General features: G+C 52.7%; 16 protein-coding genes and 1 other annotated feature. Of the genes, 4 read left to right on the top strand and 12 right to left on the bottom strand.

Annotated elements, in window-relative coordinates; translation table 11 throughout:
• From thrB to yjjY, 5 genes are all read right to left on the bottom strand, one after another.
• The coding region (gene thrB / locus FDX03_RS08150) for a homoserine kinase (RefSeq protein ID WP_249357016.1) at positions 1–731 on the bottom strand (731 nt) is incomplete at its 3' end.
• A 1-nt stretch (position 732) separates the two neighbouring features.
• Entirely contained in the window at positions 733–3,195 is a 2,463-nt protein-coding gene (thrA, locus tag FDX03_RS08145; RefSeq protein WP_137345769.1) for a bifunctional aspartate kinase/homoserine dehydrogenase I, read from the bottom strand.
• A 23-nt stretch (positions 3,196–3,218) separates the two neighbouring features.
• Positions 3,219–3,345, bottom strand: a sequence feature (Thr leader region).
• Complete coding sequence (thrL, locus tag FDX03_RS08140) at positions 3,275–3,340, bottom strand: thr operon leader peptide (protein ID WP_032337689.1); 66 nt, start codon at positions 3,338–3,340, stop codon at positions 3,275–3,277. It overlaps the preceding feature by 66 nt.
• A 206-nt stretch (positions 3,346–3,551) precedes the next feature.
• Positions 3,552–4,238, bottom strand: coding sequence for a tRNA/rRNA methyltransferase (locus FDX03_RS08135; RefSeq protein ID WP_137345768.1), 687 nt, complete (start codon positions 4,236–4,238; stop codon positions 3,552–3,554).
• Between the two features lie 399 nt (positions 4,239–4,637).
• Positions 4,638–4,778 carry a protein YjjY gene (yjjY, locus tag FDX03_RS08130; protein WP_001541509.1) on the bottom strand — a complete coding sequence of 47 codons (141 nt, stop codon included), beginning with the start codon at positions 4,776–4,778 and terminating at the stop codon, positions 4,638–4,640.
• 95 nt (positions 4,779–4,873) lie between these two features.
• On the opposite strand from yjjY, the gene arcA reads away from it, so the two are divergent.
• On the top strand, positions 4,874–5,590 hold the full coding sequence (arcA, locus tag FDX03_RS08125) for a two-component system response regulator ArcA (protein WP_001194359.1): 717 nt from the start codon (positions 4,874–4,876) through the stop codon (positions 5,588–5,590).
• Between the two features lie 60 nt (positions 5,591–5,650).
• On the opposite strand, the gene creD is transcribed toward arcA, so the two are convergent.
• The 4 genes from creD to creA are packed head-to-tail and all read right to left on the bottom strand — an operon-like array spanning position 5,651 to position 9,654.
• On the bottom strand, positions 5,651–6,997 hold the full coding sequence (creD, locus tag FDX03_RS08120) for a cell envelope integrity protein CreD (protein WP_137345767.1): 1,347 nt from the start codon (positions 6,995–6,997) through the stop codon (positions 5,651–5,653).
• Between the two features lie 57 nt (positions 6,998–7,054).
• On the bottom strand, positions 7,055–8,479 hold the full coding sequence (creC, locus tag FDX03_RS08115) for a two-component system sensor histidine kinase CreC (RefSeq protein ID WP_115601015.1): 1,425 nt from the start codon (positions 8,477–8,479) through the stop codon (positions 7,055–7,057).
• Positions 8,479–9,168, bottom strand: a complete 690-nt coding sequence (gene creB / locus FDX03_RS08110; RefSeq protein WP_048212761.1) for a two-component system response regulator CreB — start codon at positions 9,166–9,168, stop codon at positions 8,479–8,481. The genes creC and creB overlap by 1 nt, the downstream gene beginning before the upstream one ends.
• A 12-nt stretch (positions 9,169–9,180) precedes the next feature.
• Positions 9,181–9,654: a protein CreA gene (gene creA / locus FDX03_RS08105; protein ID WP_048212762.1), complete on the bottom strand. Its 474-nt coding sequence runs from the start codon at positions 9,652–9,654 to the stop codon at positions 9,181–9,183.
• A gap of 211 nt (positions 9,655–9,865) precedes the next feature.
• Between creA and robA the strand changes: the two genes are divergently transcribed.
• Positions 9,866–10,735, top strand: coding sequence for an MDR efflux pump AcrAB transcriptional activator RobA (robA, locus tag FDX03_RS08100; protein ID WP_115601016.1), 870 nt, complete (start codon positions 9,866–9,868; stop codon positions 10,733–10,735).
• On the opposite strand, the gene gpmB is transcribed toward robA, so the two are convergent.
• On the bottom strand, positions 10,732–11,379 hold the full coding sequence (gene gpmB, locus FDX03_RS08095; protein WP_005123948.1) for a 2,3-diphosphoglycerate-dependent phosphoglycerate mutase GpmB: 648 nt from the start codon (positions 11,377–11,379) through the stop codon (positions 10,732–10,734). The genes robA and gpmB overlap by 4 nt on opposite strands.
• A gap of 174 nt (positions 11,380–11,553) precedes the next feature.
• On the opposite strand from gpmB, the gene yjjX reads away from it, so the two are divergent.
• On the top strand, positions 11,554–12,069 hold the full coding sequence (gene yjjX, locus FDX03_RS08090; RefSeq protein WP_137345766.1) for an inosine/xanthosine triphosphatase: 516 nt from the start codon (positions 11,554–11,556) through the stop codon (positions 12,067–12,069).
• A gap of 55 nt (positions 12,070–12,124) precedes the next feature.
• On the opposite strand, the gene trpR is transcribed toward yjjX, so the two are convergent.
• Together trpR and sltY are read right to left on the bottom strand one after the other, a co-directional pair.
• On the bottom strand, positions 12,125–12,451 hold the full coding sequence (trpR, locus tag FDX03_RS08085; protein ID WP_003837292.1) for a trp operon repressor: 327 nt from the start codon (positions 12,449–12,451) through the stop codon (positions 12,125–12,127).
• Between the two features lie 89 nt (positions 12,452–12,540).
• Positions 12,541–14,478: a murein transglycosylase gene (gene sltY / locus FDX03_RS08080; RefSeq protein WP_137345821.1), complete on the bottom strand. Its 1,938-nt coding sequence runs from the start codon at positions 14,476–14,478 to the stop codon at positions 12,541–12,543.
• A 331-nt stretch (positions 14,479–14,809) separates the two neighbouring features.
• Here sltY and ettA point away from each other — a divergent pair, with 331 nt between their 5' ends.
• Positions 14,810–16,477: an energy-dependent translational throttle protein EttA gene (gene ettA / locus FDX03_RS08075; protein ID WP_048212765.1), complete on the top strand. Its 1,668-nt coding sequence runs from the start codon at positions 14,810–14,812 to the stop codon at positions 16,475–16,477.
• Positions 16,478–16,512: the final 35 nt, after the last annotated feature.

Raw genomic sequence — 16,512 nt, 5'->3', positions numbered from 1 at the left:
TGGCTAAAGCCAGGCAGCAAGCGGGTACGGTACGGCTCAGCAATGACGTCCTTCATCAGCTTCGCGGCAAGCCCAGGCTGACGGGAATAGCAGGCATGGATAAATCCAGCCAGATGTCGCCCGTGGGCAATACAGTCCTGACGACGATATTGCGCAGGTAAAATCGCCCGCGCTTCCGCTGTGGAAACTTTAATACCTGGATATGCCAGCACCCACAGCCACTCATCAAAGCCTGGCACCTGCTGGCTGATAATGCCGTTTTCTTCGATCATTAGCTGCATGCCGCCCAAAAAGCACGGGGCGACATTATCGTAGTGAATACTGCCGGAGATACGCCCTTCCAGTTCACCCATAATCGCCAACAGTCGCGTATCGTTGAGCGGTTTACCGCAATATTCGTTCATCGCCACCAGTGCGGCCACAACGGAACAGGCACTGGAGCCTAACCCGGAGCCAATCGGCATATTTTTTTCCAGCGTCATCGCCACCGGAACGTTTTTACCCAGCTCCTGACAGAAACGCTCCCAGCACTGGTAGACGATATTTTCTCGCGGCTCAGACGGCAGCTTGTTAGCAAAACGCCCGAGATTGTTCAGGCTGAACTGGTCAGCCGTCTCAACCGAGACCACGTCACCCAACAGTGAACCATCTACGGGGGTTACCGCCGCGCCAAGCACATCGAACCCGACGCTCATATTGGCACTGGAAGCCGGGGCATAAACTCTCACCATGTCAGACTCCTAACTTCCATGAAAGGGTGCGTAACAGGTCGGCGAATACGCCCGCCGCCGTCACGTCGTTACCCGCACCATATCCACGCAGCACCAGCGGTAGCGGCTGATAATAGTGGCTGTAAAACGCCAGCGCGTTTTCACCGTTTTTCACTTTGAACAGCGGATCGTTGCCGTCTACTGCCTCTATTTTCACGCGACAGACGCCGTCTTCTTCAATATTGCCAACATAGCGCAATACTTTCCCCTCATCACGGGCTTTCGCCACGCGCGCGGCAAACTCGTCATCCAGGTGCGGCAATTTCGTCATAAACGCGGAAACATCACCGGAATCATCAAACTCTTTTGGCAGGACCGGCTCAATAACAATGTCAGAAAGCTCCAGCTCACGACCGGTTTCACGGGCGAGGATCAGCAGCTTACGCGCCACGTCCATACCGGAAAGATCGTCACGCGGGTCAGGTTCGGTGTAACCCATCTCACGCGCCATGGTGGTGGCTTGCGAGAAGCTCATTCCTTCATCCAGCTTGCCGAAAATAAACGACAGTGAGCCGGAAAGAATACCGGAGAAACGCTGCAATTCATCACCTGCGCTGAGTAGATTTTGCAGGTTTTCAATAACCGGCAAGCCTGCGCCCACGTTGGTATCGTAGAGGAATTTACGCCGGGACTTCGCCGCTGCAAAACGCAGCTGATGGTAGTAATCCATCGACGAGGTGTTGGCCTTTTTGTTCGGCGTAACCACATGGAAGCCTTCGCGCAGGAAATCAGCATATTGATCCGCCACCGCCTGGCTTGACGTACAGTCGACAATCACCGGATTAAGCAGATGATATTCTTTCACCAGACGAATTAAGCGCCCAAGGTTGAAAGGCTCTTTCGCACTTTCCAGCTCCGACTGCCAGTTCTCCAGATTCAGTCCGTGGACGTTGGTCAGCAGGGCCTTCGAGTTCGCCACGCCGCACACGCGCAGATCGATATGCTTCTTTTTGAGCCAGGTTTGCTGACGTTTAAGCTGATCCAGCAACGCACCGCCCACCCCGCCTACGCCAATCACAAACACTTCAATCACCTGGTCGGTGTTGAACAGCATCTGATGGGTTACACGTACACCAGTGGTCGCGTCGTCGTTGTTCACCACCACTGAAATAGAACGCTCAGACGAACCCTGGGCGATCGCCACGATATTGATGTTCGCACGAGCCAACGCGGCAAAGAATTTCGCCGAGATGCCGCGCAGCGTGCGCATGCCATCACCCACAACTGAGATGATAGCCAGACGCTCAGTCACCGCCAGCGGCTCCAGCAGGCCTTCTTTCAGTTCGAGATAGAATTCATCCTGCATCGCGCGTTGCGCACGCGCGCAGTCGCCCTGCGGAACGCAGAAGCTGATGCTGTATTCAGAAGAGGATTGCGTGATCAGCACCACCGAGATACCCGCACGCGACATCGCGGCAAAAACGCGCGCCGCCATGCCCACCATGCCTTTCATTCCAGGGCCGGAGACGCTAAACATCGCCATGTTATTAAGGTTAGAAATACCTTTCACCGGCAAATCGTCTTCATCACTGCTGGCGCCGATCAACGTGCCCGGCGCTTGTGGATTGCCGGTATTTTTAATCAGGCACGGGATCTGGAACTGAGCAATTGGGGTAATGGTGCGCGGATGCAGAACTTTGGCGCCGAAGTAAGAAAGCTCCATCGCTTCCTGATAAGACATCGACTTCAGCAATCGGGCGTCGGGTACCTGGCGCGGATCGCAAGTATATACGCCGTCAACATCGGTCCAGATCTCACAACAGTCCGCGCGTAAACAGGCGGCCAGTACGGCGGCAGAGTAGTCGGAGCCATTGCGCCCCAACACCACCAACTCACCTTTTTCATTCCCGGCAGTAAAGCCTGCCATCAAAATCATGTGGTCCGCAGGAATACGACTGGCGGCAATGCGGCGCGTAGATTCGGCGATATCAACGGTAGATTCGAGGTAATGGCCTACCGCCAGCAATTTCTCGACCGGATCGATAACGGTAACGTGGTGCCCGCGCGCCTCCAGCAGGCCAGCCATGATAGCGATCGACATTTTTTCGCCACGGCAAATAAGCGCGGCATTGATGCTGTCCGGGCACTGTCCCAGCAGGCTGATACCGTGCAGGACATGTTTAATTTGGGCAAATTCTTGTTCAACGAAGGCTTTGAGCGGAGCCAGCGGAAAACCCGGCTGCGCGGCGGCGAGACCAACCAAAAGCTCTGAGAAAATACGTTCGGCGTCACTGATATTGGCTAAAGCGTCCTGACCACCGATGGTCTTCTCAATCATCGCCACCAGATGGTTGGTAATTTTTGCGGGGGCAGAGAGCACGGTCGCGACCTGCCCCTGCCTGGCATTGCTTTCCAGAATATCGGCAACTCGCAGAAAGCGCTCTGCATTTGCCACTGATGTACCGCCGAACTTCAACACTCGCATGGTTTACCTCATTGCCTTTGGTCGAAAAAAAAGCCCGCACTGTTTAGGTGCGGGCTTTTTCTTGTGTTTCCTGTACGCGTCAGCCCGCACCGTTACCTGTGGTAATGGTGATGGTTGTTGTAATGGTGATGCTGATGCGTTTCATGATGTTGTGTGCTCTGTAATTATTTATGGCCTGTCTTGTATTCTTTTAGGGTTAAAGTATCTGCTGACCTAAGTCAATAAATTTTTAAATTGATCACATTCCGAAACTTGTTCACGAGCGACTGCTTGCCCTTTTATTTTCAACCAATACAGCGTGCGCACCCCACTTGAAGTCAGAATCAAACACTAAAAAATAAAACAAAGAAGACATTTTATTTTGTAATATTTTTTTCGATATCATGTAAAAAACGGTGCAACATTGCCGTGTCTCGCTGCTCTAACAGACCCATTCGCTGTTGCAGCCAGTCCGTCAGCTTAATGTCGTCAGAAACGTTCAGCGTGGCTAATAAACGCAAAACACGTTCGCGCAATGCCTGTAGCTGATGCTCATCCGCCACCTCAATGTTTCTGGCCGGTTGTTGTATTAAACCTGCTAATTGATAGCAATACACCATCACCGCCTGCCCCAAATTGAGTGATGGATAGTCAGCCACCATAGGTACACCGGTGAGTACATCCGCCAGAGCCAATTCTTCGTTGGTTAACCCCGAATCTTCACGACCAAAAACCAGCGCGGCGTGATCCATCCACGTTGATTTTTCCTGCAACAGGGGAACCAATTCGACCGGCGTGGCGTAATAATGAAACTTCGCCCGGCTGCGCGCCGTGGTGGCGACGGTAAAATCCACGTCGTGAAGCGCCTCCGCTAATGTTGGAAAAACGTTAATATTATCAATAATATCACCCGAGCCATGCGCAACCCATCGCGTCGCAGGCGCCAGATGAGCCTCGCTATCAACGATCCGCATTTGTGTGAATCCCATGGTTTTCATAGCACGAGCTGCCGCGCCAATATTTTCGGCTCTGGCGGGAGCAACCAGAATAATTGTTAAACGCATTTTGATACTCTTTTTGACCGGCCTGCAGATAATTATGTGATGTGCATCAACATATTACGCAGCGCGAATTTACATATTTTTAACAGAAATCACTGAAAAAGCATTTTACATTCAGTAAAAAATGCTAAACTATTTCCTGCATGTACTATTGCTTTTTATGTTAACAGAAGTTGCATATCCTTCTGTTTATCCATGATAATTTGATTTAGAATGGTTCTCATAGATTGGATTCATTACATTTATTAATTAGCGCGTGCAACTAGTTGTAATATTGCAATTTTGTGATGAAAGCTATCATTTAGATACGTTGATTTCATCAAACTGTTAACGTGCTACAATTGAACTTGATATATGTCAACGAAGCGTAGTTTTATTGGGTGTCCGGTACGTCTTAGCCTGTTATGTTGCTGTTAAAATGGTTAGGATGACAGCCGTTTTTGACACTGTCGGGTCCAGAGGGAAAGTGCCCACGACCAAGCTAATGATGTTGTTGACGTTGATGGAAAGTGCATCAAGAACGCAATTACGTACTTTAGTCATGTTACGCCGATCATGTTAATTTACGACATGCATCAGGCAGGTCAGGGACTTTTGTACTTCCTGTTTCGATTTAGTTGGCAATTTAGGTAGCAAACATGCAGACCCCGCACATTCTTATCGTTGAAGACGAGTTAGTAACACGTAACACGTTGAAAAGCATTTTCGAAGCGGAAGGCTATGATGTATTCGAGGCGACAGATGGCGCGGAAATGCATCAGATCCTCTCTGAATATGACATCAACCTTGTGATTATGGATATCAATCTGCCAGGTAAAAATGGTCTTCTGTTAGCGCGTGAACTTCGCGAACAAGCTAACGTTGCACTGATGTTCCTGACGGGCCGTGATAACGAAGTCGATAAAATTCTCGGCCTCGAAATCGGCGCTGACGATTACATCACCAAGCCGTTTAACCCACGCGAACTGACTATCCGTGCTCGTAACCTGCTGTCCCGCACCATGAATCTGGGCACAGTGAGCGAAGAGCGTCGTAGCGTCGAAAGCTACAAGTTCAATGGTTGGGAGCTGGACATCAATAGCCGCTCTCTGATTGGCCCTGACGGCGAGCAGTATAAACTGCCACGTAGCGAATTCCGTGCCATGCTTCACTTCTGCGAGAATCCGGGCAAGATCCAGTCTCGCGCAGAACTGCTGAAAAAAATGACCGGCCGCGAACTGAAGCCGCATGACCGTACCGTTGACGTAACAATCCGCCGTATTCGTAAGCATTTCGAATCCACGCCGGATACACCAGAAATCATCGCTACCATTCACGGTGAAGGCTACCGTTTCTGCGGCGATCTGCAGGATTAATGTCATCCTGACTGGTATAAAAACGGCGCTTTATGCGCCGTTTTTCATTCTACTACGCCCCTATTTCCACAACCGTAATTCATCGTCCTCAGTTGCGTTCTCCTTTTTGGGCTTTGGCTGTGCAAGCCGGTGCCAATCAAGATGACGCGTCAGGAACATCACCCCACAAAGCGCCAGTAACAGCACGCCCGTTCCCAGCAGTAACGCGCTGTCCTGCGAACGCAACAGTACCCACATCACGCCATCCAGTCCCAGCAATGCTGCGGTAAAAAACAGACTGTTACGCCATCCCTGTAGTATCGCCTGTAAATACACGCCGTTCATCAGCGCGCCTACCAGGCTTGCCGTAATCCACGCCGCAGTAAAACCCACATGCTCCGACAGCGCCAACAACAGCAAATAGAACATCACCAGTGATAATCCCACCAACAGATATTGCATCGGGTGCAGACGCAGACTGGTCATACTCTCGAGCACAAAGAAAGACATGAAAGTCAGTGTAATCAATAAAATGGCATACTTTGTCGCCCGATCTGTCAGTTGATACTGATCCGCAGGCGTAGCCACAGCGACACTAAACGCAGGCATGCCCTGCCAGCCAATCTTCTCATCGCCGAAGCGTTCTCCCAGATTATTCGCGAACCAGCTACTTTGCCATTGCGCCTTAAACCCTGACTCACTGATTTCACGCTTAGCCGGAAGAAAATCGCCGAGAAAGTTAGGGTGTGGCCAGTTGCTGGTCACAGTCATTTCGCTATTACGACCAACCGGGACGACAGAAAAATCACCGGTTCCACTCAGATTAAGCGACAACACGACACTGAGATTTTTTTCCGCCCAGCCGGCATCCGGTAGCGGAATGTGGATCCCCTGAGCACGGCCATCCAACCCAGTACCGGGTTCGACCGCCAGCGATGTTCCATTAATCTGCGAAGCCTTCACGACGCCAATCCCGCGCGCGTCGCCCACGCCAACCACAATAAACGGTTTACCGACGCTGACATTGGGATGGTTTAAATCGCTCAGCCGTTCGGCGTTAAACTCAGCCTTCACCGATAAATCGTTGTGCCAGACCTGTCCTTCATAAATACCTATCTTCCGCGCTTCAACGTTCTGGTTACCCTCAACAACCAGCGATTCCGGCAACCAGAAGTGGATGTAGCTGCGCTTTCGCTGGATCTGTTTGTCACCTTCCAGCTCGGTATACAGTTCCGTCACCGGGACGGCAATCAGCGGGCCTACCACCTTTTGCGGCCCACTGGTGCTCTGTCGAATAGCATCTTCTACCTCACTACGGTAGTCCGACCGCTCAACAATAATCTGCCTGATCATCGTCAGTGGAATTAACAGCAGCAGCATAGCGCCACCTAAGGTGACTATTTTCCAAAACAGGGGGAATTTAAACATAGCGTTCTCCTTTGCGATATCAGCAAGGTAGAACAGCTATGTGCGGGGAATTTGAAGTTATGTGAAGTGACGGTGAAGTGTAAACGAGGCCTGCGCCCCGCCTTCTGGTCGGTTGCATAACGTCACGTCACCTCGATGCAATCGCGCAACCTCACTGACAAACGCCAGCCCCAGCCCACTACTCTTATGCCCATTCTCACGGGGCAGCGAGTAGAAGCGTTCAAAAATACGCGGCAACGCAAAGTCAGGTATGCCACTACCGTTATCACTGACCTGTATTGTGACGCGGTCCTCCTGCGAATGCGCGCTCAATACAATTGTCCCGTTCTCCAGCGTAAAATCGATGGCGTTATCCAGCAGATTACCCAACGCTTGCTCCAACAGTGCGGCATCGGCGGCAACCGTCAGCGATGAAGGTACAACGGTAAGCGTGATATTTTTTGCCGCCAGCTGCACACTACGCGCCTCTTTAAGCTGGGTAAAAAGCGCATCTACCGCCACCGGCGTCAACGTAATGTCCTGTCGATTCTCCAGTCGTGCCTGGCGTAGCAAAGTTTCGACCAGCGCCTGCATGCGCGCATTCTGCGTCAGAATATTATCGGTGAAACGCGCAACCACGTTCGGCGGCGGCCCTTCGCGCAAAATCTCAGCCGCACCGCGGATCGCCGCCAACGGGCTTTTTAACTCATGCGTCAACGCATAGACGTACTGCTCAATATAATTCTTGCCCTCCAGCTTCAGACGCATACTTTCCAGCGCCTGCGCCAACTTGCGTAGCTCACTGCTACCAAGATCAGGAAGCGCAACGGGGCGATCCTCAGTGACAGAATCAGCATAGCGTGCCAGCCGCGCGATAGACCGGTTTATCCACCATACCATCCCAAAGCCAATCACTAAGGCGATCCCCAGTAACACGGCGCTGGCCCACAGCATCCGCCGCTCACTGCGTTTAATCACTGGCGTCATTGCCGCATTCGGTTTACCAACGCTCAGCACCCCGATAATACGTCCGCCGTCAACAATCGGTGCGGCAACATACATCACCGAACTTTCCGGATCGGCCGTGTTCTGTGGCGTACTTCGTGCGCCATACTGCCCACGCAGCGTTAACCATACGTCGTTCCAGCGAGAATAATCTTCGCCGACGGCCTGGTTGGCGGAATCAAATACCACCTTGCCCTGCGCGTCCGTCATGTAGACGTGATACTCATTGCGCACTTTGTTAATGCCACTGATATTGGCGCGAAAAGGACGATCGTGCAGTTGCGAAAAGGCCTGTGCCAGCCTGCCATGGGAAGGAGAGCCAGACAGCAAATCATCACGCGCCAGCGCGGCCAGCAGCGTAGCGGTATCAATCAGCGTCCCTTCCGTCGCACGACGAACGCCGGGCTTAATCTCCTGTACAAAGATCGACAGAACGAACCAAGCGGCGACGGCAACAATCAGAAAATAGCCGAGCAGCAAACGCATGCCAATGCGCATCAGACGCTCCTCAGGCTGTATCCCATACCGCGATGCGTATTGATGGGGGAAAGCTCGGGGTTGATGGCCCGCAGCTTGGCACGCAACGTTTTGATGTGGGTATCAACCGTTCGGTCAAAGGTATCCTGGGCATCGGCCCAGACTAAATCCATTAACTGTTGGCGTGAGTAGACGCGTCCCGGCGACAACAGTAATGTCTTCAGCAACAAGAATTCATAGCGCGTCAGATTTAACGGCATCCCAAACCAGGTAATCTGTGCGGCAAGCTCATTGAGTTCAAAATCCCCACAGCGCGTCGCCGGTGAAGGCGTGGAGAATTTTCTCACCCGCCGCAGCAATGTACGCACGCGGGCGCACACTTCACGCGGAGAGAAGGGTTTCGCCACATAATCATCCGCACCAATTTCCAGCCCCAGCAGGCGATCGACTTCATCGCTACGCGCAGTCAGAAAGAGGATCGGTAATGCCGGATGGCGTTCCAGCAAGCGTCGGCACAGTTCAAAACCGCTGATATCCGGGAGTCCGACATCCAGAATGATCGCATCCGGACATCTCTGGCGTGATTTTTCCAGCACGGGCAATCCACGCTCAAAAGCTTCAACGCTAAAACCTTCCTGCTGCAGCATGTAGATAAGCGTATCCGCAATCCCCTGCTCGTCCTCAACCAACCAGATCAGCGCCTGTTGCATTTGGCCTGCCTGTTATCGCTGCCACGGCATGATAGGTACCGCGCTGATAGCATTTTTGGGCGATCCATCAACCACCTTATCTGAATAGGCCAGATAGGCCAGCGCATTACGTTTTGCATCATAAAAACGCACAACCTGTAAGGATTTAAACACCAGCGATGTACGTTTCTTAAAGACCACCTCGCCCTGGGCTTTGCCGTTTTTAATTCTGTCGCTCAGCTCCACCGGCCCCACCTGCTGACAGGAGATAGCCGCGTCGGAAGTATCTTCAGCCAAACCCAGTCCACCTTTAATTCCACCGGTTTTGGCGCGGCTAACGTAGCAGGTCACATTGGTGACATCAGGATCATCAAATGCCTCGACCACAATTTTATGATCCGGTCCAAACATTTTGAACACGGTATCGACAGATCCAATCTGCTCCGCATGGGCAACCTGCGCCATCATCAGCAGAATTGAGGAAATGACTAAGCTCTTATATTTCATATTGTTACCATTTTTAAAAGTTACTCTGTGCAATTATTCGACATTCTAAGATAAAACGTATATAGATCACAGGATTACAATAATCACGCTTTCGTATGTCCGAAAAAAGCATTTATGAGCAAAAAAAACACTGAATGCTAAAACAGCAAAAAATGCTATTATCCTCATACCTGACGTCAGGTACTCGTTGTTGAAAGGATGAGGATATTTTATGGATCAGGCTGGCATTATTCGCGACCTCTTAATCTGGCTGGAAGGCCATCTGGATCAGCCTTTGTCGCTTGACAATGTGGCGGCAAAAGCAGGCTATTCCAAGTGGCATCTGCAGAGAATGTTCAAGGACGTGACGGGCCATGCTATTGGCGCCTATATCCGCGCCCGCCGTTTATCGAAGTCCGCAGTGGCGCTACGCCTGACTGCGCGTCCGATTCTGGACATCGCCCTGCAGTATCGCTTTGACTCTCAACAAACCTTTACCCGCGCGTTTAAGAAACAGTTTTCTCAGACGCCTGCGCTGTATCGTCGTTCGCCGGAATGGAGCGCTTTCGGTATTCGCCCGCCGATGCGACTGGGTGAATTTGCGATGCCTGCGCATGAGTTTGTCACGCTTGAAGATACGCAACTGCTTGGCACTACGCAAAGCTATTCCTGCTCGCTGGAACAGATTTCAGATTTCCGTCATGAAATGCGGATCCAGTTCTGGCGCGACTTCCTTGCTCAGGCTCCTGCGATCCCGCAGGTTCTGTACGGACTCAATGAAACGCGCCCCAGCATTGAGAAAGATGACGAACAGGAAGTGTTTTATACCACCGCGCTCACACCAGAGCAGGCCAACGGATACGTGCAGTCGGCGCAACCCATCCTGTTACAGGGCGGCGAATATGTGATGTTTACCTATGAGGGTCTGGGGACGGGCGTGCAGGAGTTTATCCTGACGGTTTACGGCACCTGCATGCCGATGCTGAACCTGACGCGCCGTAAAGGGCAGGATATCGAGCGATACTACCCGGCAGAAGATGCCAAAGCGGGAGATCGCCCTATTAACCTGCGCTGCGAATTCCTGATTCCGATTCGCCGCTAGCGCTGCAGTTCATCCAACGCAGGGGCGTCCAGATGAGAGATGTCCCCTGCCGTTTCAACTACCCATCCCGGTGCCAGCCATAAACTTTCCTGGTAATCGACACGAGAAATAGAGCAGTTGCGCAGACGCAGGCGACGTTCAGCCCATGCCGGTAATCCCAGAATCGTACTCACCAGGCAACCCAGCGCGATACCATGACTGACCAGCAGCGGTCGACTCCCCGGCGGCAGTTCCAGACAGGATGCCAGCGCCGCGTTAACGCGATCGCTCAGTTCCTGCATCGATTCCCCTTCAGGAATACGGCCATCCACCGTACCGTTCACCAACTGACGACGCCAGCCCTCTTCCTCCGGCGTCAACGTATCGATATGACGTTGCTCCAGCACGCCCATATTCAGTTCACGCAGACGTGAGTCATAGGTGATATCACAGCCGCAGGCCTGGGCGATGATTTCTGCGGTGCGTCGTGTACGACCTAAATCGCTACTGATGACATGCGTAATACCAAACGAGCGGGCGCGTTCACCCACCTGCATGGCTTGCTGCTCACCTTTAGCGGTCAGTGGGCTGTCTGACTGGCCTTGAATACGTCGCTCGGCGTTCCACTGCGTTTCGCCATGGCGAACAAGGTATACCTGTAACATGCTTTTTTTCCGTTATATACTCGTCATACTTTGAGTAACAGATGCGTTGGTTGCGCTCACTCACCCCAGTCACATAGTTATCTATGTTCCTGAGGATTCCTTTGCTTACCGCCTTTCTGTTACTCAAATTATTTAGAGTAGACTCTGCGATGAATTTTCAAACTGAGCTTAATTATGCACAAGGTTATCTCTGCGACCACCAATCCTGCCAAAATTCAGGCAATTCTGCGGGCATTTGAAGAGATTTTCGGGGAAGGATCCTGCCATATTGAACCCGTCGCCGTCGAGAGTGGCGTGCCGGAACAACCTTTCGGAAACCAGGAAACGCGCACTGGCGCACGAAATCGCGTTGATAACGCTCGCCGCCAGCACCCGCAGGCTGATTTCTGGGTCGCTATTGAAGCGGGAATTGACGATGACGCCACCTTCTGTTGGGTGGTAATTGATAACGGCGTCCAGCGCGGCGAAGCCCGTTCAGCCACGCTGCCATTGCCTGCTGTCATTCTCGACAGAGTCCGCAAAGGTGAAGCACTCGGCCCGGTGATGTCGGACTATACAGGTATTGATGAAATTGGCCGTAAAGAGGGTGCAATCGGCGTCTTTACCGCGGGTAAGCTGACGCGCTCGAGCGTTTACCACCAGGCGGTGATTCTGGCTCTCAGCCCGTTTCATAACGCGGTGTATTTATAGCATTGTGCCGGATGTTCAATCGTAGGCCGGATAAGGCAAAGCCGCATCCGGCGGATCAATTTTTCCCGAGCAACACCTGTTCCAGCCACTGACGCAGATCCACCGGTGCGGATTTGAGGCTATTCGACCCTCGCGTAATAGTAGCAATCCCCGCCCCGAGCTCGTTTTTAAGCTCACGCTGGCTCATCTCACCGCGCAGCAGCTCTTCAATGATACGCACACGCGTGCCCAACGCTTCACGCTCATCCGGCGTTAACATCAAATTGAGCAGTGGCAGGTGTAAATCTTGTTCGTAGGCGTGTTTAAGCAGATCGACAAAACGTAACCACTCCTGGTGACGTTGTTCTGCCATCTCTGCTGAATAGGGTGATTGCTGAGTCATAAGTTATCGCCATCGTTGCGGGGGGAAGCGTGCTTGCTTCCCCCTTTGTACTCTTTAACGAGTACGATAGCATAACACAACCGACGCGATCAGTAACGACGTTGCCATTCTGCGTCGCTCATCAACTCCGGTTTATCGCCGAGGAAATAGCGATAGTACGCATCGTATGCCAGCACGTTCTTCACATATCCTCGCGTTTCCGAGAACGGAATACTTTCGACAAACGCCACGGCATCAATACGACCTGCGCTATTGCCAAGCCAGGTGCGAACGCGACCCGGACCGGCGTTATAGGCTGCTGACGCAAAGATGCGGTTATTGCCAAATTGCTGATACACGTACTGCAAATAGCTGGTTCCGATGTTGATGTTGGTATCAGGATCCAATAGCTGGCTCGGACTGCTGTAACCCGGAATCGAGAACATTTTCACCGTATGCGTCGCCGTACCCGGCATAATCTGCATCAGCCCACTGGCGCCTACCGGTGATTTAACTTTCGGGTTCCAGGCGCTTTCCTGACGCGCTATCGCCATCGCATAACTTGGCGGAATATCTTTGCCGCGGGTATAGCGGGTAAACAGATCCTTGTAGGCCAGAGGGAAACGCTCTTCCAGGTGATCCCACAGCTTACCGGCGATCGTGGCCTGAACGCTCAGATCCCACCAGTGATTGTTGAACGCGTAACGCGCCAGTTGTGCCTGTTCAGACTTCGTGCGGCTGGTAACCAGATTCGCCCACTCACTGCGTGCGGTATTGTCCATGTTCCAGTACATCAGTTCACGAACACGCGCCATTTCTGGTCCCTGAGTCAGCGCAGAATCAACGTTAGCTGGTGCTTTATCCACTTTCAGCGCGTACTCTTCGCCCAGGCGCTGTGCCGCCACCATCGGATAGAAACCGCGCTGCTGCATGAGTTGGTGCAGGATCTCTTTGGCTTCCGCATCGCGTCCGCGCTCCAGCAGCAGATCCGCCTGCCAGTAGCGCCATTCATCTTTTTCTTTGGCTTCCATTGGCAAACGCGCCAGCCAGGTATTCAGGCCACGACGATCGCCGGTTCCCAGCGCCATGCGCACCCGGCGCTCCACAAGCGAGGTGGAGTTGGAGCGCATAATCGCATCATCACGCCATTTGGCCTGCTCGTCGGTAACGTCATTGCCCATCAGGCGCCAGGCAACAATATCGCGCAGATCCTGGGTTTGCTCGTCATTCAGCTGCTGCGCTTGCACCAGCGAGGGGATCATCAGGCGGGCGTTTTCCACATCCTGGCGCGCCACGCTGGCAAAAGCCACCGCCGCCATCTGGCGCGTAAAATCTGTTGCTCCAGTTGTCCGCGCAAAGGTCATCACCGAATTAGGATCGTTGGCCAGTGCGATAATTGCCTGCGCAATTGTCTGATACTGTGCAGGCATCTGTCCGGCCAGCGCGGTCACCAGTCCGGTATTCCCGGCTTTCATCGCCAGACGGATACGTTCCAGATACGCCAGCGGATCCTGAGTACCGGAAGCGCGCCATACGCCAAATAATTTGTCACAAGCGTTCGGCTGGCTTTTGCCGGTTAACCACAGTTCTTTTGCACCCTGCCAGGCCTCTTCAGTTTGTCCGGTGCTCCATTTCGCATAGTAGTAGTTACATTGCGCTTCGGTGGTGCCAGGCTTATCCGGGCTGAACGCCAGCAGTCCACGCCAGTCTTCGCGGCGCGCCAGTTCGTTCACGAAACGCGATTGCAGAGTACGCGCTGGCGGCAGCGTCGGGTTGGCGCGCACAAAATTGGTGACGGTAATGGTGGGCTGATTCATCAGATCGTCAGTGATCTGGCGATATTCCAGATAAGGATACAGAGGATAGTTCTTCAGCCCGGGCATCATCTGCTCTACGACGTCCATTTGTCGGTTATCCCAGGCTTGCTTAATTTGCGCATAGCGATTGCGCTGCTCATCCAGGGAATCGGCTCGCGCCACTTGACTGACCGTCAGCAGACATACGCTGGCCGCCAGCAGGCGCCAGGTAAATTGTTTGGCTTTGTCCACAAGCTCTTCCTCTTGTCGTTTACGTCTGTGCAGCATCATGCCGCTTAATTCATTCATGCTAACCAGACATTGCAGAATGTGCCACGTCACGGACACTTTTTTACTTTTGTTGCGAGTGAGATCTGCTGGCTGGGATTGGGCAATGAAAAAGGCTACACTTCGCCTTTGATAACTATTTACCAATAATTAGCCCTAAATAATTCAAGTTGCAGCAAGGCGGCGAGGAAGTGAATCCCCTGAGCGTACAAAAGTACGTGACTGGGGTGAACGACACAGCCAACGCATCTGCGGCTTGAAGTATGACGGGATAAACATTAGAGGCGAGTCCAACGTGGCCCAATTCGTTTATACCATGCATCGTGTCGGCAAAGTCGTTCCGCCGAAACGTCATATTCTTAAAAACATCTCACTGAGCTTCTTCCCTGGCGCCAAAATCGGTGTTCTCGGTCTGAACGGTGCGGGTAAATCTACCCTGCTGCGCATCATGGCCGGTATTGATACTGATATCGAAGGTGAAGCTCGCCCACAGCCTGGCATTAAAATCGGTTACCTGCCGCAGGAACCGAAACTAAACCCGGAACATACCGTTCGCGAATCCGTTGAAGAAGCGGTTGCCGAAGTGGTTAACGCACTGAAAGGCCTGGATGAAGTGTACGCCAAGTACGCAGAGCCAGACGCCGACTTCGATAAACTTGCTGCGCAACAGGGCAAGTTTGAAGAGATTATTCAGGCGCACGACGGTCATAATCTGAATGTACAGCTCGAACGTGCCGCCGATGCCCTGCGTCTGCCGGACTGGGATGCCAAAATTGAGAAGCTTTCCGGTGGTGAACGCCGCCGCGTCGCGCTGTGCCGCCTGCTGCTGGAAAAACCAGACATGCTGCTGCTCGACGAACCGACTAACCACCTGGACGCCGAATCCGTGGCGTGGCTGGAACGCTTCCTGCATGACTTCGAAGGCACCGTGGTGGCCATTACCCACGACCGTTACTTCCTCGACAACGTAGCGGGTTGGATTCTGGAGCTTGACCGCGGTGAAGGTATTCCGTGGGAAGGCAACTACTCCTCCTGGCTGGAGCAGAAAGATCAGCGTCTGGCCCAGGAGGCCTCTCAGGAAGCGGCTCGCCGTAAATCCATTGAGAAAGAGCTGGAGTGGGTACGCCAGGGCGCGAAAGGCCGCCAGTCTAAGGGCAAAGCCCGTCTGGCGCGCTTTGAAGAACTCAACAATACCGAATACCAGAAACGTAACGAAACCAACGAACTGTTTATTCCACCAGGACCTCGTCTGGGCGATAAAGTCGTTGAAGTCACCAATCTGCGTAAATCCTACGGCGATCGCGTACTGATTGACGATTTGAGCTTCTCGGTACCGAAAGGCGCTATTGTCGGTATCATTGGCCCGAACGGTGCAGGTAAATCCACCCTGTTCCGCATGATGTCCGGTCAGGAACAGCCTGATAGCGGCACCATTGAGCTGGGTGAAACCGTGAAGCTGGCGTCCGTTGACCAGTTCCGTGATGCCATGGACAACAGCAAAACCGTGTGGGAAGAAGTGTCCGGCGGGCTGGATATCATGAAGATCGGCAACACCGAGATGCCAAGCCGCGCCTACGTAGGCCGCTTTAACTTCAAAGGTGTGGATCAGGGTAAACGCGTCGGCGAGCTGTCCGGTGGTGAGCGTGGTCGTCTGCACCTGGCGAAGCTGCTGCAGGTTGGCGGTAATATGCTGCTGCTCGATGAACCAACCAACGACCTGGATATCGAAACCCTGCGCGCGCTGGAAAACGCCCTTCTGGAGTTCCCGGGCTGCGCGATGGTTATCTCGCACGACCGTTGGTTCCTTGACCGTATCGCCACCCATATTCTGGATTACCAGGATGAGGGTAAGGTTGAGTTCTTCGAAGGTAACTTTACCGAATACGAAGAGTACAAGAAACGCACGCTGGGCGCGGATGCACTGGAGCCGAAGCGTATTAAGTACAAGCGTATTTCTAAGTAATTAGCGTTAAGCGCCGGATGGCGGCGTGACGCCTT

This window comes from Citrobacter sp. wls827 (assembly GCF_005280875.1).
Lineage (GTDB): Bacteria > Pseudomonadota > Gammaproteobacteria > Enterobacterales > Enterobacteriaceae > Citrobacter > Citrobacter youngae.
Note: the sequence above shows the minus strand (reverse complement) of the source record. Positions and strands in the feature narration are given on the sequence as shown.

Excerpts from the sequence above, each read along its gene's own strand:
- creD (WP_137345767.1), bottom strand. The coding sequence starts at position 6,997 with ATGTTTAAATTCCCCCTGTTTTGGAAAATAGTCACCTTAGGTGGCGCT.
- yjjX (WP_137345766.1), top strand. The coding sequence starts at position 11,554 with ATGCACAAGGTTATCTCTGCGACCACCAATCCTGCCAAAATTCAGGCA.
- thrA (WP_137345769.1), bottom strand. The coding sequence starts at position 3,195 with ATGCGAGTGTTGAAGTTCGGCGGTACATCAGTGGCAAATGCAGAGCGC.
- creB (WP_048212761.1), bottom strand. The coding sequence starts at position 9,168 with ATGCAACAGGCGCTGATCTGGTTGGTTGAGGACGAGCAGGGGATTGCG.
- gpmB (WP_005123948.1), bottom strand. The coding sequence starts at position 11,379 with ATGTTACAGGTATACCTTGTTCGCCATGGCGAAACGCAGTGGAACGCC.
- arcA (WP_001194359.1), top strand. The coding sequence starts at position 4,874 with ATGCAGACCCCGCACATTCTTATCGTTGAAGACGAGTTAGTAACACGT.
- trpR (WP_003837292.1), bottom strand. The coding sequence starts at position 12,451 with ATGACTCAGCAATCACCCTATTCAGCAGAGATGGCAGAACAACGTCAC.
- FDX03_RS08135 (WP_137345768.1), bottom strand. The coding sequence starts at position 4,238 with ATGCGTTTAACAATTATTCTGGTTGCTCCCGCCAGAGCCGAAAATATT.
- yjjY (WP_001541509.1), bottom strand. The coding sequence starts at position 4,778 with ATGACTAAAGTACGTAATTGCGTTCTTGATGCACTTTCCATCAACGTC.
- creA (WP_048212762.1), bottom strand. The coding sequence starts at position 9,654 with ATGAAATATAAGAGCTTAGTCATTTCCTCAATTCTGCTGATGATGGCG.
- robA (WP_115601016.1), top strand. The coding sequence starts at position 9,866 with ATGGATCAGGCTGGCATTATTCGCGACCTCTTAATCTGGCTGGAAGGC.
- creC (WP_115601015.1), bottom strand. The coding sequence starts at position 8,479 with ATGCGCATTGGCATGCGTTTGCTGCTCGGCTATTTTCTGATTGTTGCC.